At 69.5% G+C, this 14,204-nt stretch carries 16 protein-coding genes and 1 riboswitch; of the genes, 7 read left to right on the forward strand and 9 right to left on the reverse strand.

Annotation, left to right across the window (positions count from 1 at the left end):
* Nucleotides 1-52: 52 nt before the first annotated feature.
* The 3 genes from ACWDU4_RS03050 to ACWDU4_RS03060 form a co-directional block, all read right to left on the reverse strand.
* Nucleotides 53-1,759: an MDR family MFS transporter gene (locus ACWDU4_RS03050; RefSeq protein WP_450112370.1), complete on the reverse strand. Its 1,707-nt coding sequence runs from the start codon at nt 1,757-1,759 to the stop codon at nt 53-55.
* Nucleotides 1,756-2,226 carry a MarR family winged helix-turn-helix transcriptional regulator gene (locus tag ACWDU4_RS03055; RefSeq protein ID WP_450112371.1) on the reverse strand — a complete coding sequence of 157 codons (471 nt, stop codon included), beginning with the start codon at nt 2,224-2,226 and terminating at the stop codon, nt 1,756-1,758. Before ACWDU4_RS03055 ends, ACWDU4_RS03050 begins: the two co-directional genes overlap by 4 nt.
* 148 nt (nt 2,227-2,374) lie before the next feature.
* Nucleotides 2,375-3,220: a crotonase/enoyl-CoA hydratase family protein gene (locus tag ACWDU4_RS03060; RefSeq protein WP_450112372.1), complete on the reverse strand. Its 846-nt coding sequence runs from the start codon at nt 3,218-3,220 to the stop codon at nt 2,375-2,377.
* A 122-nt stretch (nt 3,221-3,342) separates the two neighbouring features.
* Between ACWDU4_RS03060 and ACWDU4_RS03065 the strand changes: the two genes are divergently transcribed.
* Complete coding sequence (locus ACWDU4_RS03065) at nt 3,343-3,867, forward strand: 2-oxo-4-hydroxy-4-carboxy-5-ureidoimidazoline decarboxylase (protein ID WP_450112373.1); 525 nt, start codon at nt 3,343-3,345, stop codon at nt 3,865-3,867.
* 95 nt (nt 3,868-3,962) lie between these two features.
* Here the strand turns inward: ACWDU4_RS03065 and ACWDU4_RS03070 are convergent, their stop codons facing one another.
* Nucleotides 3,963-4,532 (reverse strand): TetR/AcrR family transcriptional regulator, encoded by a 570-nt coding sequence (locus ACWDU4_RS03070; RefSeq protein WP_450112460.1) that lies wholly within the window; start codon nt 4,530-4,532, stop codon nt 3,963-3,965.
* Between the two features lie 189 nt (nt 4,533-4,721).
* On the opposite strand from ACWDU4_RS03070, the gene ACWDU4_RS03075 reads away from it, so the two are divergent.
* The 4 genes from ACWDU4_RS03075 (at nt 4,722) to ACWDU4_RS03090 (ending at nt 7,642) form a co-directional block, all read left to right on the forward strand.
* Nucleotides 4,722-5,780, forward strand: a complete 1,059-nt coding sequence (locus ACWDU4_RS03075; RefSeq protein WP_450112374.1) for a hypothetical protein — start codon at nt 4,722-4,724, stop codon at nt 5,778-5,780.
* A 48-nt stretch (nt 5,781-5,828) separates the two neighbouring features.
* Entirely contained in the window at nt 5,829-6,302 is a 474-nt protein-coding gene (locus ACWDU4_RS03080) for a YbaK/EbsC family protein (protein WP_450112375.1), read from the forward strand.
* A gap of 215 nt (nt 6,303-6,517) precedes the next feature.
* Nucleotides 6,518-7,078, forward strand: coding sequence for a flavin reductase family protein (locus ACWDU4_RS03085; protein ID WP_450112376.1), 561 nt, complete (start codon nt 6,518-6,520; stop codon nt 7,076-7,078).
* A 93-nt stretch (nt 7,079-7,171) separates the two neighbouring features.
* Nucleotides 7,172-7,642 (forward strand): winged helix-turn-helix domain-containing protein, encoded by a 471-nt coding sequence (locus tag ACWDU4_RS03090; protein WP_450112377.1) that lies wholly within the window; start codon nt 7,172-7,174, stop codon nt 7,640-7,642.
* A 104-nt stretch (nt 7,643-7,746) separates the two neighbouring features.
* Here the strand turns inward: ACWDU4_RS03090 and ACWDU4_RS03095 are convergent, their stop codons facing one another.
* Genes ACWDU4_RS03095 through ACWDU4_RS03105 form a run of 3 tightly spaced genes read right to left on the reverse strand, consistent with a single transcriptional unit; the run spans nt 7,747 to nt 9,802 of the window.
* Entirely contained in the window at nt 7,747-8,370 is a 624-nt protein-coding gene (locus tag ACWDU4_RS03095; protein ID WP_450112378.1) for a hypothetical protein, read from the reverse strand.
* Between the two features lie 48 nt (nt 8,371-8,418).
* The gene (locus ACWDU4_RS03100) at nt 8,419-8,511 is read right to left on the reverse strand and encodes a putative leader peptide (protein WP_450112379.1); all 93 of its coding nucleotides are present in this window, start codon (nt 8,509-8,511) and stop codon (nt 8,419-8,421) included.
* A 10-nt stretch (nt 8,512-8,521) separates the two neighbouring features.
* Entirely contained in the window at nt 8,522-9,802 is a 1,281-nt protein-coding gene (locus ACWDU4_RS03105; RefSeq protein WP_450112380.1) for an aminotransferase class V-fold PLP-dependent enzyme, read from the reverse strand.
* 50 nt (nt 9,803-9,852) lie between these two features.
* Nucleotides 9,853-9,969: riboswitch (SAM riboswitch) on the reverse strand.
* A gap of 188 nt (nt 9,970-10,157) precedes the next feature.
* Between ACWDU4_RS03105 and ACWDU4_RS03110 the strand changes: the two genes are divergently transcribed.
* Both ACWDU4_RS03110 and ACWDU4_RS03115 read left to right on the forward strand, forming a co-directional pair.
* Nucleotides 10,158-10,787, forward strand: a complete 630-nt coding sequence (locus tag ACWDU4_RS03110; RefSeq protein WP_450112381.1) for a LysE family translocator — start codon at nt 10,158-10,160, stop codon at nt 10,785-10,787.
* Nucleotides 10,788-10,865: 78 nt separating this feature from the next.
* Complete coding sequence (locus ACWDU4_RS03115) at nt 10,866-12,098, forward strand: L,D-transpeptidase (RefSeq protein ID WP_450112382.1); 1,233 nt, start codon at nt 10,866-10,868, stop codon at nt 12,096-12,098.
* 51 nt (nt 12,099-12,149) lie between these two features.
* Here ACWDU4_RS03115 and ACWDU4_RS03120 read toward each other — a convergent pair whose 3' ends face one another.
* Together ACWDU4_RS03120 and ACWDU4_RS03125 are read right to left on the reverse strand one after the other, a co-directional pair.
* The gene (locus tag ACWDU4_RS03120; protein ID WP_450112383.1) at nt 12,150-13,325 is read right to left on the reverse strand and encodes a 4-hydroxybenzoate 3-monooxygenase; all 1,176 of its coding nucleotides are present in this window, start codon (nt 13,323-13,325) and stop codon (nt 12,150-12,152) included.
* A gap of 46 nt (nt 13,326-13,371) precedes the next feature.
* Nucleotides 13,372-14,139 (reverse strand): IclR family transcriptional regulator, encoded by a 768-nt coding sequence (locus ACWDU4_RS03125; RefSeq protein WP_450112384.1) that lies wholly within the window; start codon nt 14,137-14,139, stop codon nt 13,372-13,374.
* Between the last annotated feature and the right edge of the window lie 65 nt (nt 14,140-14,204).

Below are 14,204 nucleotides of genomic sequence, written 5' to 3' on the forward strand. Positions count from 1 at the left end.
CGGTTTGGCCGCACGCCACGCGGACGACCCCCGGCCTCGTGGCCGGAACCACTCAGTCGGTGTCGGCCGCAGCCGCCGCCCTGGCGCGGTCCGCCGCGATGGCCGCGAGACCGCCGCCCGTGCGCAGCGGCACTTCCTTCCAGAACAGCACCAGCACGAGCCCGATCAGGGACAGGACCGTCACGCCGAGGAACACCGTCGACATCGAGTCGGCGAAGCCGGCCTTGAACGGCTGCGCCAAAGCCGGGCTGAGCTGCTGGATCACCGAGCTGTCCTGCAGTACCTCGCCGGCGACGGAGGTGTCACCGTTCGCCAGGCCGGTGGCGAACGCGGCGTCGACGGGGTTGCTGCTGTGCACGTTCTCGGCGACAGCCTGACGGAAGGCCGAATCGGCGCCTGCGGACTGCAGCTCACCGGTGATGTTCGGGGTCATCTGCGCGAACAGGATGGACAGGAACACCGCGACGCCGAGGGTGCCGCCGATCTGGCGGAAGAAGGTGGCCGATGCAGAGGACACCCCCATGTCCTGCGGCGGGAGCGCGTTCTGGATGGCGAGGGTCAGCGGCTGCGTCACGTTGCCGAGGCCGAGGCCGATGAGTGCCATGGCGACCATCGCGACGGTGAGGGGACTGTCGGCATCGACGACGTACAGCATGAACGCGCCGACGGTGAGCATGACGGCGCCGGCCAGCGTGAAGACCCGATAGCGACCGGTCCTGGCGATCAGTTGCCCGGTCAGGATCGACCCGGCCCCCGAACCCAGCACCATCGGCATCATCTGCATTCCGGCGAGGGTCGGACTCGACCCGTGGACCACCTGTAGGTACTGCGGGAGCAGGGCGATCACCCCGAACGTCGCGGCGCCGACCACGGCCGAGATGGCGATACCCAGTGCGAAGGTGGAGTTGCGGAACATACGCAGGGGAAGCACGGCCATGTCCCGCATCCGTCGCTCGACGAGGATGAACGCGAGCACGCCGACCGCGCCGACCGCGTAGCACGCGATCGCCTGCCCACTGCCCCAGCCCCACCCGCGGCCCAGCTCGGCCACGATCAGCAGCGGGACGACTCCGACCACCAGCGCCACCGTCCCCCACCAGTCGATCCGGACGTCGGGGTGGCGCACCTTCGGCAGGTTCAGCACCTTCCACACCACGGCCAGTGCCAGCACGCCGATCGGGACATTGACGAGGAACACCCAGCGCCAGCCGGTGATCCCTGCGATGACGTCCTGCCCGGCGAACAATCCCCCGAGAACCGGCCCGAGCACCGCCGACGCACCGAACACCGCGAGGAAGTAGCCCTGGTACCTGGCCCGCTCCCGGGGACCGACGATGTCACCGAGGATCGCCAGTGCCAGCGAGACCAGACCGCCCGCACCGATTCCCTGGATCGCCCGGAACACGGCCAGCATGTACATCGACTGCGAGGCCGCACACAGCAGCGAACCGACCACGAAGATGATGATCGCGGCCAGGTAGAACGGCTTGCGGCCGTACATGTCGGAGAGCTTGCCGTACAGCGGTGTGACCAGCGTCGCGGTGACGAGGTATGCCGTCGTGGCCCAGGCCTGCAGCGCATAGCCGTCGAGGTCGTCGGCGATGGTGCGGATCGCGGTCGAGACGACCGTCTGGTCGAGCGAGGCCAGGAACATGCTGATCATGAGCCCGGACAGGACGGCGAGGATCTGCCGGTGGGTGAAAACGCCGTCGCCGCCGGATTCGGCGGCGACGGTGGTGCTCTCGGCGGTGTCGGTCATCGGGCGTCCTTCGCGAACACCGGCCGCAGCCGCTCGTAATCCTCGACGAACCGGTCCAGCAGCCGGGTGAACTCACGGAGGTCGTCGACGGGCCAGTCGGCGAGGAGGCGGCCGAGTCGCTCGTTGCGCAGCGCCCGGATCCGGGCGGCCGCGTCCCGGCCGCTGTCCGTGACGGCGAGAACGCTGGCCCGGCCGTCGGTGGGGTCGGGTTGCCGCTCCACGTGGCCGCGGTCGACGAGTTGGGTGACCTGTCGGCTCACCGTCGAAGGATCCGTGTACATCGCCTCCGCGAGCGCGCTGGACCGCATCGGCCCGTCGTGGATGAGCCGGAAGAGGCAGGCGAACACCGCGGGATCGATGCCGTCGGTCGCCTTCGCGTGCGCGATGGTCCGGTCGCGCACCCGCTGCAGGCGGACCAGGTCGTTGCCGATCCGGTCAGCCAGGGGCGCAACGTCGTCCGGGGTCATCTGTCACTCCTTGCGTGCGTCACTCAAGCGTTTGGCGCCGCAAGTATGTGGTGTACCCCACCCCTCGGGCAACCGGCTGACATGCCTTTACCTCTGCACGGTCGGCCGGTCGCCCGGAGCGTCGGTGTCCCGGGGGGTCCCAGTGGAGTCAGCGGCCCTTGAATTCCGGCGCACGCTTCTGGAAGACCGCGGCCATCGCCTCGCCGATGTCCTCGGACGGCAGGAAGGCCGCGTTCCACGCCGCGACGTAGCGGAGGCTGTCGTCGACCTCGGAGCTGCGGCTGTGGTCGAGCACGTCCTTGATGCCGTGCACCACCAGCGGCGGGTTGGCGGCGATCTCGGCTGCGGTGGCGTGGGCGGCGGCCAGCACGGCGTCCGCGTCGTCGAACACGTCGTTGACCAGGCCGATCTTCTCGGCTCGGGCGGCGTCGATGTCCCGGCCGGTCAGGGCCAGTTCACGCATGTGGCCATCGCCGACGATGCGAGGCAGGCGGGCGAGACTGCCCATGTCGGCGACGATCGCGACCTTGACCTCCCGGACGCTGAACTTGGCGTCGGCGCTGGCGTAGCGGATGTCGGCGGCGGTGATCAGGTCGACGCCGCCGCCGATGCACCAACCCTGGATGGCGGCGACGACGGGCTTGCGGCAGTCGGCGACCGCGTTGATCCCGCGCTGCATCGCCTTGATGTCGCCGTGGAACGTGGTCCGCGGCGCCGCCTGCGCCTTGTCCCCGAGGACCGGGGCCATCATCGGTGCCATCGCGGCGAGGTCGAGGCCGAAGGAGAAGTTCTTGCCCTGGCCGGCGAGCACGATCGCGCGCACCTCGGGGTCGGCGTCGAGCGCGCCGAACAGCGGAACGAGCTCGCTCCAGAAGTCGGGACCCATGGCGTTGCCCTTGCCGGGTCCGATCAGCGTCACCTGGGCGACGTGGTCCTTGATTTCGACGGTGAAGGCCTTCAGGTCGAGGCTCTGAGCGCGTGCATCTTGAGTCATTACTCAAGAGTAACCACGCGGACCGTTCGTCGTTAAGCCTGTGAAAACTTCCGGCCCGACAACTGGCCCGACCGCAGCCGGCGTTTCACCATGAACCCACACGGATGCGCCGGGAGGTCACGATGCTGATGCACCAGGGAATCGGGCTGGACAGATTCAACGACCTGCCACACCGCAGCGCGATGCACGCCCTCTTCGAGTGTTGCTGCTCGGCGATCTGGGCGGGCCGGGTCGCCGCCGGGCGGCCGTACGCCACTCGCGAGGCGTTGCTCACCAGCGCCGACTCCGAACTGTTCGAACTCTCCCCGGCCGACATCGACAGCACCCTCCAGTGCCATCCGGCGGTCGCGCGGCGGGCCCACACCACCGCGTCCGCGCTCGAGCAGTGCGCGGTGTGGGCACCGGACGAGGCGACGATGCGGACCGTGCTCGCCGAGTGCGCCCGCTACGAGCAGCGGTTCGGATACCCGTACCTGTGGTGCGCGGCCGGCCGTGACGCCTCCGCACTGCTGAGCGACCTCGCACTGCGTCTGGCCCACTCCCCCGACATCGAACGCAAGACGATGCTCGGCGAACTGGCGAAGGTCAACCGCACCCGCATCGAGCGCATGCTCGGACCCGAGGGCGGCTACGACAACTACGCCTGACCACCCTCCGCTTCCGGCCCTCCCGTCCCCGACCGAATGGGCCATTCGGTCGGTCCATGTGAACGAATGGCCCATTCGTTCACCGGGGATGGAGGTCAGGTGCGGGTGAATGCACCGGCGAACACCCCGGCGACCGCGGCCTGCACGGCCCGCCTGTCCACCTGTTCCGGGTCGACGGCGTGCTCGAGCATCAGGCCGGAGATCAGCGCCATCACGGTGATCGCGAGGGTGCGAGCGTCGACGCTGTCCGCGATCCCCCACTCGACGGCCCGTCCGGTGATCAGTTCCTCGAGTTGTCCTCGCAGCGAGCGCCGCTCCCGCAGGTAGGCCTCCGCGATGGCCGGTTCACGGGCGGCCTGTACGCCGAATTCGAGCACGAGCAGTGCCCATCCCGGGTCACCGACGAGCCACGTGCTGATGGTCTCGCCACCCCGACCGGCCGCGTCGACCGCGCCGAGTCCGGCGATCTCGGCGAGCACCCGGCCCGCCACCTCGAGGGAGCGTTCGGCGAACAGCTCCGCGAACAGGTCCTGTTTGGACTCGAAATTGGAGTAGACGGCGCCCTTGGTGAACCCGGCCCGGCGGGCGATCTCGGCGAGCCGGGCCGAGGCGAATCCGCGTTCGGCGAACTCCTCGGCGGCGGCCTCGAGCAGACGCCGACGCACCTCGGTCCGGGACGGCCGGGACAGCGCCACCGGGCCGCCCTGTGACGCAGCTCTCGGGTCGTCATCCATTGTCGCGCTCGACTCAGTTGCCACGGTTGTCCACTTTCGCCCTTGACCTCGTGAATTCTGAATACCTACGGTATTCAATACCTTGGGTATCGGCAATGGCGTGGGAGCACCGAAAAACACATGAGCATCACAGACGTCGACGCGGCGACCGAAACCGCACCGCACCGGTCCACCAGTCCGACCGACCGCTACAGCCCGCGTCAGATCCTGATCGCGGTGACGATCGGCGTACTGCTCCTCCAGCTCGGGTTCATCACGAGCTACGTCGCGGCGTTCCATCAGCCGACCCCGCGTGACATCCCGATCGCCGTGGTCGCCGAGGCGGGTCTGCCTGCAGGGATCGACCAGCAGGTGGCCGACCGGCTGAACGACATCGACGGTCACCCGGTGCAGGCGCGGGTCGCCGCCAGCACCTACGAGCTGCGCACGCTGATCGCCCAGCGCGAGGTGATGGGCGGGTACGCACTCGCCGCAACCGGTCCCGACACCCTGATCACCGCGAGCGGCGCGGGCACGTCCGCCGCATCGGCCCTGGAGGGCATCTTCACGAAGGTCACCGCCGAGCAGGGCCGCACCTTCGTGGTCCGCGACGAGGTCCCGGTGGGCGCGCACGACAACCGCGGACTGTCCGGGTTCTACCTGTCGATCGGCTGGGTGGTCGGCGGATACCTGCTGGCCGCGGCGATCGGCCTGCTGATCGGGGCGCCGCGGACGCTGCGCGAGGCCGGCCTGCACACCGCGCTCATGGCCGCGTACTCGCTGGCCTCCGGATTCCTCGGCGCACTGGTGACCACGAACCTGCTCGGCACCTTCACCGGGCACCTGCTGCCGCTGTCGCTGCTCGGCGCCGGGGTGGTGTTCGCGACCGGCATGTTCACGATGGGCATGCGCGCGGCTCTCGGCATCCTGGCCGTGCCCCTGGCGATCCTGATCTTCGTGGTGCTCGGAAACCCCAGCGCGGGTGGAGCATTCGGATCGAACGTGCTGCCCACCTTCTACGCGGCGATCGGCCGCTGGATCACCCCGGGCGCGGGGACGGAGGGGGTGCGCAGCATCGTCTATTTCCACGGCACCGGCGTCGGAGCCCCGATCGTGACACTCGTGGTCTACACCCTCGTCGGACTCGCGGCGGTGTTCGCCTGCACCGCCCGCGCCGCCCGCCGCCCGCATTCGGACTGAACCGGCGCTTCGGCGCGCACGAGATGCCCTGCGGTCATATGGTGGGGCATGGCGAGGACACTGCATCCGGACGCGGCGAACGTCGCGAGGACGCTGATCGCGCGGGGCCACCACGGGGTGGTGGTCACGCAGGACCAGCCCACCCACACCGCTGCCGAGGCGGCCGCGACCCTCGGCGTCGACATCGGGGCGATCACCAAGTCCCTGGTCTTCCTCCTCGACGACGAGCCGGTCCTGTTGCTGGTCTCGGGTGCGCACCAGGTGGACGTCGAACGCACCGGCAAACGCCTCGAGGGCTCGTTGGCCCAGGCCCCCGCATCACTCGTGCGGGAGGTGACCGGTCAGCCGCTCGGCGGTGTCGCCCCGGTCGGGCATCCGACCAACCTGTCCACCTACGTCGACTCCGCCCTCGAGGGGTATCCGGAACTGTGGGCGGCCGCGGGGCGTCCCGACACCGTGTTCCGGACCACCTTCCGCGAACTGATTCGAATCACCGCGGGTCTGGCCGTCGACGTCGACTGAGGACCGGCTTATAGTGGGGCAAACCGATTCTGGAGGCACCCGTGACCGTGCAGTGCTGGCGGCGTAGACACGTCGACCTGTGCCGTGTCACGTCGTGGCGCTGTCCGCGCTGATTCGACCCGGCGGCGCCCACCACTGTGTGCGGCTTCCCGTGCCCCCTGAATCCGCACGCACGTGCATCCCGAAGTCACGTGCATCCCGAATCGGAGTACCTCATGCCACAGCCCCTGGAACCGCAGCACCACGACCGCGCCGCCGATCTGCCCGCGGACCCGCACACGGTCACGGCCGACCAGTACCGCACCGCGATGCGCAGCTATCCGGCGGGCGTCACGATCGTCACCCTCGACTCCGATTCGGGGCCGGTGGGTTTCACCGCGACCTCGTTCGCCTCACTGTCGCTGGACCCACCGCTGGTGTCGTTCAACATCGCGCACACCTCGTCGTCGATCCGTGCGCTGCACGCGGCGGACTCACTGGTCATCCACCTGCTCGGCGAGCACCAGCGGCACCTGGCGCAGCGGTTCTCCCGCAGCGCCGACGAGCGCTTCTCGGACACCTCGCTGTGGAAGCGACTCGAGACCGGGGAACCGGTGCTGCACGGCACCCCGATCTGGCTCCGCACCACCGTGCATCAGTTGATCCCGGCGGGCGATCACACGCTGGTGATCGGGCTGGTGACCCGGATCCACGACGAGAACGACGCGGAGGCCGCGGCCGCTCCACTCCTCTACCACGGCGGCCGCTACCACCGGTCCAGCCCACTCGACGAATGACCGTCGCCTCCAACGGCATCCACGTCGAACGGGAATGTCACGGCCCGCACTGACCCGGCCGTCACACCCGATCCATCCGACATCGGAGCCCCCATGACCGATTCGTCAGTTCCGAGGTCGAGCACCGACCTCGTGCTCACCATGCAGTTCTCCGGATCCGCCGACCGCGGTCAGTTGACAGCGCTCGCCGATGCACTGCGCGTCAGCGCGCGTGAACTGTTGCCGGGCGTCGCGGTGCGCGCGGGCGTCGATGCGACCGCCCCACTGCTGATCGATCTGCCCGCTCGGGAAGCGCGACTCGACGGGACGCCGATCTCACTGAGCCACACCGAATTCGAGATACTCTCGCACCTGGCCAGTCGGCCGCGTGAGGTCGTCTCGCGTCGCCGGATGCTGCAACTGAGCGGCACCCTCGGCGAGCGGGACCGCGCCGGGCGCAGCGTCGACGTGCACGTCTCGCGGGTCCGAACCAAGCTGGGCCGCTTCGGCGGACAGGTGTCGACGGTGCGCGGGTCCGGCTACCGCTTCGATCCGGACCCGCGTATCCATGTCGTCCTGGGGTGACGTGGTCACGCGTCGCCGACCACAGGCAAACCCCGTTTCGTTCTCCACCGGCTGAAGGCCACCTTCAGCCGTGAGGGGTCACGCCCGGAGCGGCGCGCGGCGGGTCAGGACGCGAGCGCGCGCCGGTCGGGTGACAACCCGAACTGCCCGAGAACCTCGCCGAGGACCGCGGACGGCTCGGTCACGCCACCCTCGTGCAGCATGGGCAGCACGTCGTCGACGACGCGGTCGAGCACCCTGGGCAGGACCAGGGGCAGCAGGGTGACACCGTCCGCCACTCCGGCGGCGCGGATGTCGGCGATCAGACCGGCCAGGCCGGACGGGGTGCCGATGTACGAGAGGGACTCCGGCACATGGGGTTCGGTCAGGCCGGCATCCAGGCGGGCCAGTTCGCGCCGGGCGGCACGGTGATCGTCGGCGAGGAGCACCTCGACGTCGAGCAGGACCGCGACCGTGTCGGGGTCGCGGCCGTCCGCCGCCGCGCGGATGCGGGCGGTCTCGCGGCGCCGCTGCGCCTCCCCGAGGTCGCGGGCTCGCACCCGGATCACGGAGCCCGGATCCCCGACGAGATCGAGGGTGGAGGAGGTGAGCTGAACCCAGTAGTCACTGAGCCCCAAAGGGATTCGGAAATCGGTGTGGGCAGCCGACGCGGGGTGGTGGCCGGCGCCGGAGAGTTCGACGGCCACATGCAGCGGCCGGACAGGACGGGACGAAAACGATGCAGACATGACTGTCCTCGGGAAGGTGGTGGAGTGACGGGTCCGGCGAGGCCGAGCTCAGACCGGACACATACCCGAGGCGGTACGGCACAGGTCGACGTGCCGGCGGCACCACTGGCCACCGATCAGGTCCACCGCGTCCGTAGTCATGACGCCGATGTTACCGTGCAGGAACACCGTTCGTCGCGCGCAGCGCGGCGAACTCGCCGACTGCGGCGATCAGGCGATCGACGTCCGCGCTGCTGCTGCCGAGTCCGAGGCTGGCCCGAACCGCCCCCTCGGCGTACCCGAGGCGCGACAGCAACGGGTGGGCGCAGAACTTGCCGTCCCGCACTCCGATGCCGTGCAGGTCCGACAGGTGGGTCGCGACCGCGCGCGGCTCGGCGCCGGCGACGGTGAAGGTGACGATGCCGACGGCGTCCGGCGAGTCCGGCCAGATCCGCAGCACCCGGACACCGTCGATCGATTCGAGTCCGGCCGTGAGTCGGTCGCACAGCACGCGCTCGTGCAGCTCGACGGCGTCGGCGTCGAACCCGGCGAGTGTCTCGCATGCCGCGGCGATCGCGACGGCGCCGAGCACGTTCGGGGTGCCCGCCTCGTGCCGCTGCGGAGCGGCGGCCCACTGCACGGCGTCGATCTCGACGTTCTTAGTGGCGCCGCCGCCGGCAAGGTAGGGCTCGGCGGCGTCCAGCCAGTCGGCGCGGCCGACGAGGGCGCCGGCGCCGAACGGCGCGTACAGCTTGTGCCCGGAGAAGGCCAGGTAGTCGACGCCGAGCTCGGCGATGTCGACGCGGCGGTGCGGCAGCAACTGGGCGGCGTCGACCAGGATCCGGGCGCCGCACTCGTGGGCGATCCGCGCGAGGCGGGCGATCGGCAGCACCTCGCCGGTCACGTTGGAGGCGCCGGTGACGGCGAGCAGTGCAGCCGGGCGGGTGCACAGTTCGGCGACGATGCGCTGGACGGTTTCCTCGACGGTGTCCGCGGAACGGACGACGCGGGCACCGTTCCGGTTCCAGGACAACAGGTTTGCGTGGTGCTCGATGTCGAGGACGACGGCCTCGCCGGGCACGCAGGAGGCGAGCAGGTTCAGTGCGTCGGTGGTGTTGCGGGTGAACACCACGACGTCGTCGGTGCGGGCCCCGACGAAGTCGGCGACCACGTCACGGGCGCCCTCGTACCGCTCGGTGCAGACCTGGGAGGCGTAGCCGGCCCCGCGGTGCACGCTGGCGTAGAACGGCAGCAGCGACTGCACCCGCTCGGCGACGGCGGACAGCGCGGGGGCACTGGCGGCGTAGTCGAAGTTGGCGTACGCGATCGAAGTGCCGTCGGCGAGCGGCGCGATCAGGTCACTGCCACAGACCGGCGCGAAAGGCGCAGTGCCATCACAGTTTTCGTTGCGAACGGCGTCGGCACAGAGGGTGGTGTCGAGTACAGCAGTCATGGCGTCATCCCTTACGTCAAGGGACTCGTGCGGTGAGGGTTGATGCATCGAGTCCGCGCTTGCCGTGTCCGGTATTGGATTCACGGCCTGGTCGTCACCCGGGGCACCCCACCGCGGTGGAGGGTTGCCGGCCAGCAAGCCGGGGCTACGCGCTGGCACTCATGACCTGAGCCGAGAATGGCAGCCGTTCGGCCGCGCTGTCAACCCGGCCACACCGAGTTCGCTGTGACTTCCATCACCTCACGCTGTGCTCGGATGCCGAATCCCGGTGCGCGGCGTGCACTCCCGACCGGCACCGGACCTGCACCCGGAAATTGGTTTGAAAACCACACCGGAACTGCGGTTTCCTGGTTCGGTGACCACCGCAACCCTGATCAGTTTCGCGGGTGTCTGCCTGCTGCTGGCGATCATGCCCGGACCCGACTCGTTCCTCGTGCTGCGCTACAGCATCGGGGGCACCCGTCCGGGTCTCGCCGCCGCGCTCGGCGTCAGCCTGGGTGGTCTCCTGTGGGCCGCGGTCGTCGCGCTCGGGTTGGCGACGCTGCTCGAACAGTCGGCGAGCGCATACCGGGTCCTCAAGATCGCCGGCGGCCTGTATCTGCTCTACCTCGGACTGCGGGCGCTGCAGCGCCGTCGTGCGGCGACGGTCGCGGACACACCCGCCCCGGTCGCCGCGGCCACGCGCCCGGTTTCGGCGTTCGGTGCGGGGGTGCTCTCGTGCGCACTGAACCCCAAGGTCGGCTTGTTCTACCTGGCCGTCGTACCGCAGTTCCTCGGTCACGTCACGCTCGGATCGGCGATGACGCTCGGTGCAGTGGAGGCCGCGGTCGCACTGGTCGTGATGAGCGGGTTCGCGGTCGCCGCGTCCCGACTGGTCGCTCTGCTGCGTAGCCCGCGGATCACAGCGCGGCTCGAGAGCGTGAGCGCAGGCATCCTCGCTGTGCTCGGCGTCGGCACCCTGGCATCGGCCGCCGGAAACGCCTGAGCCCCGTGCGCCGATATCCTGAACTGGCAAGTCGAACGTGCGGTGCATCGTGTCCGCTCGAATCCTGGAGGGCATGAAGTGTCGCGTTTTCGTCGCAAGTCCACCGCACTCGCGGCCGCGGTGGCCGCAGCGCTGTTGTTCGGCGGATGCTCGGACGGCGGCGACACCGGGTCCTCCGGCGCCGCGGCGTCCGCGACCCAGGAGTCCGAGGCGTCGATCACCTTCACCCCGGGCGACACCGACACTCCCGTGAACCCGCTGAGCCCGATCCGCGTCGACGTCACCCAGGGCACGCTGACGTCGGTGACGCTGACCAACCCGGACGGCAAGGTCATCGACGGCATCACCACACCGGACAAGACGTCCTGGAAGCCCGCCGAACCACTCGGATACGGGAAGACCTACGACCTGGCCGTGGCAGCGACCGACTCCCGCGGCGTCGCGACCACCAAGGACACGACCTTCACCACCGTCGCGCCGAACAACCAGACCCGGCTGTACCTGAACACCACCGGCGGACAGTCGATCACGGACGGCGGCACGTACGGCGTCGGCCTCGTTGTGGTGGCGCACTTCGACGAGGAGATCGGCGACCGGGCCGCCGCGGAGAAGGCGATGACGGTCACCACCACTCCCCCGGTTCAGGGATCCTGGTACTGGCTCGACGACCAGAACGCGCACTGGCGTCCGCAGGAGTACTACGCACCCGGCACCACCGTGTCGGTGGACGCGAAGATCTACGGCACCCAGCTCGGGAAGGGCCTCTACGGCGAGCAGGACGAGAAGGTCTCGTTCCGGATCGGCGACTCGCACGTCTCGATCGCCGACGACGACACCAAGATGGTGACCGTCTACGAGAACGGCCAGGTGGTCCGCGAGATGCCGACGTCGATGGGCATGGGCGGCACCGAGACGATCGGCAACACGACGCTCTCGTTCTGGACGCAGCCCGGCACCTACACGGTGATGGACAAGGCGAACCCGGTGATCATGGACTCGTCGACCTATGGGCTGCCGATCAACTCGCGCCTCGGCTACAAGGAGTCGATCAACTGGGCCACCCGGATCAGCACCGACGGCATCTACCTGCACGAGCTGGCGTCGAGCGTGTGGGCGCAGGGCAACACCAACACCTCGCACGGCTGCCTGAACCTGAACCCGACGAACGCCCAGTGGTTCTTCAACTTCTCGCAGCCCGGCGACGTCGTCGAGATCCGCAACACCGGCGGCGCCCCGCTCGAGGTGTGGCAGAACGGCGACTGGAGCGTGCCGTGGGACCAGTGGCTGGCCGGAAGCGCGCTGCACCCGTGAGTCCTTCCGTCCCCTGACGGGCCGGACGGACTCACGGGCGACGGAGACTTCTCACATACCGATCGGGAGTCCGGCGTAGTTCTCGGCGAGTCCGGTGGAGCCGGCCGCGCTGCCGGCGATCCACTGCAGTTGCGAACGCTGCAACTGCGCGTCGAACGGATCGCCGCTCTGATGCAGCATGGTCGTCATCCACCAGGAGAAGTGGGTGCAGCGCCAGACGCGACGCAGTGCGCTCTCGCTGTAGCCGTCAGCGAGGGTCTCGTCGTCCTTGCGCAGCAACGCAATCAGCGCGGGTGCCAGCAAGGCCACGTCGGAGACTGCGAGATTCAGTCCCTTCGCCCCGGTGGGCGGGACGATGTGCGCGGCGTCGCCGGCCAGGAAGAGCCGCCCGTGCCGCATCGGGGTCTGCACATAGCTGCGCATCGGCAGCACGCTCTTCTCGGTGATCGGTCCGGATTTCAGTGTCCAGCCGTCGATTCCATCGCCGAGACGCCGGCTCAACGCCTCCCAGATCCGGTCGTCCGACCACTCGGCGAGATCGGTGCCGTTGGGAACCTGGAGGTAGAGGCGGCTGACGGTGTCCGAGCGCATCGAGTGCATCGCGAAGCCGTCGGGGTGCCAGGCGTAGATCAGTTCGTCGGTGGACGGCGGCACGTCGGCGAGCACGCCGAGCCACGAGTACGGGTAGGTGCGTTCCCAGGTCCGGCGGACGCTGTCCGGAATTGCCGCCCGGCTCGGTCCGAACGAGCCGTCGCACCCGGCGATCACGGCCGCGTCGACACGGCGCTCCACACCTTTCGCGTCCACGAACGTCACGTAGGGCGAGTCGCTGTCGATGTCGTGCAGTGCGGTGTCGGTGACCTCGTAGAAGAACGGCTGGCCGGCGCCCTCGCGGGCCGCGACGAGGTCCTTGGTGACCTCGGTCTGCCCGTATACCCACACACTGCGCCCACACAGTTCGACGAAGTCGACGTGGTGCCGTTCGCCGGGCGTCTGCAGATAGATGCCGCGATGCTCCTGGCCCTCGCGGCGCAGCCGCTCGCCGAGCCCGACGGAGTCGAGCAGTTCGACGGTCGAGTGCTCGAGGATGCCCGCGCGGATGCGGGAGAGCACGTAGTCCTGGGAGCGGGTCTCGATCACGACGGAATCGACACCCTGCTCGGCGAGCAGATGAGACAGGAGCAGGCCCGCGGGGCCGGCGCCGATGATGGCTACCTCGGTACGCATGACCGACAGTGAAGCGGCCACGCCGAGTGACGGCCAGCACGGAATTTCACTGAGCGGAAGATCCGCCACGGAGGCTGCGTTCGACGCCACGCGCGGCCACCTGGAGTGCGGCCACGAGCCGGGACCGATCCCGCGCGAGGGTCGGCACGACGAGCCCGAGGGCCGCGATCACCCTGTCGTCCGGCGCCCGGACCGGGACCGCCACCGAGCAGGCACCGAGGCTCATCTCCTCGCGGGTCTCCGCGAAACCGTCCCGGTGCACGCGACGCAACTGGTCCCGGAGCCGGCCCTGGTGGGTCACGGTGTACGGGGTGATCCGCGTCAGCGACGCCAGTACCACCTCCTGGACGTCCGGCGGCGCGTATGCCAGCAGCACCTTCCCGACGGCGGTGGCGTGCAGCGGCAGGGTGGAGCCGATGGTGCTGACCACGGGCACCGACGCGTGACCTCGAAGCCGATCGAGGTAGAGCACCTGGGTGCCCTTGCGCACCGCGAGGTGCACGGTGGCGAGGGTGGCACCGTAGACGTCGTGCAGGAACGGCGAGGCGATCTCGCGGATCCCGGTCTGGACCGGGGCGAGCAGGCCGAGTTCCCACAGCCGCGGGCCCACCACGTACTCGCCCGTGTCCCGTCTCGCCAGAGCCCCCCACGCCACGAGCTCGCCGACCAGCCGGTGCGCCGTGGGGACCGCGAGGCCGGCACGTCCCGCGAGCGCCGTGAGCGTCTGCGCCCGATGCCCGTCGTCGAAGGCGCCCAGGATCGCGAGGACCCGGGAGACCACGGTCGTGCCCGGGGCGGCGGTGTTTCCGGCCATGCTCGACGTCCTTCCACTCAGTGAAAGCCTACCGTCGCGGCGGCGCGCGGCGGCGCCCTAGCCTG

It is taken from the genome of Rhodococcus sp. NPDC003348, from assembly GCF_053589375.1.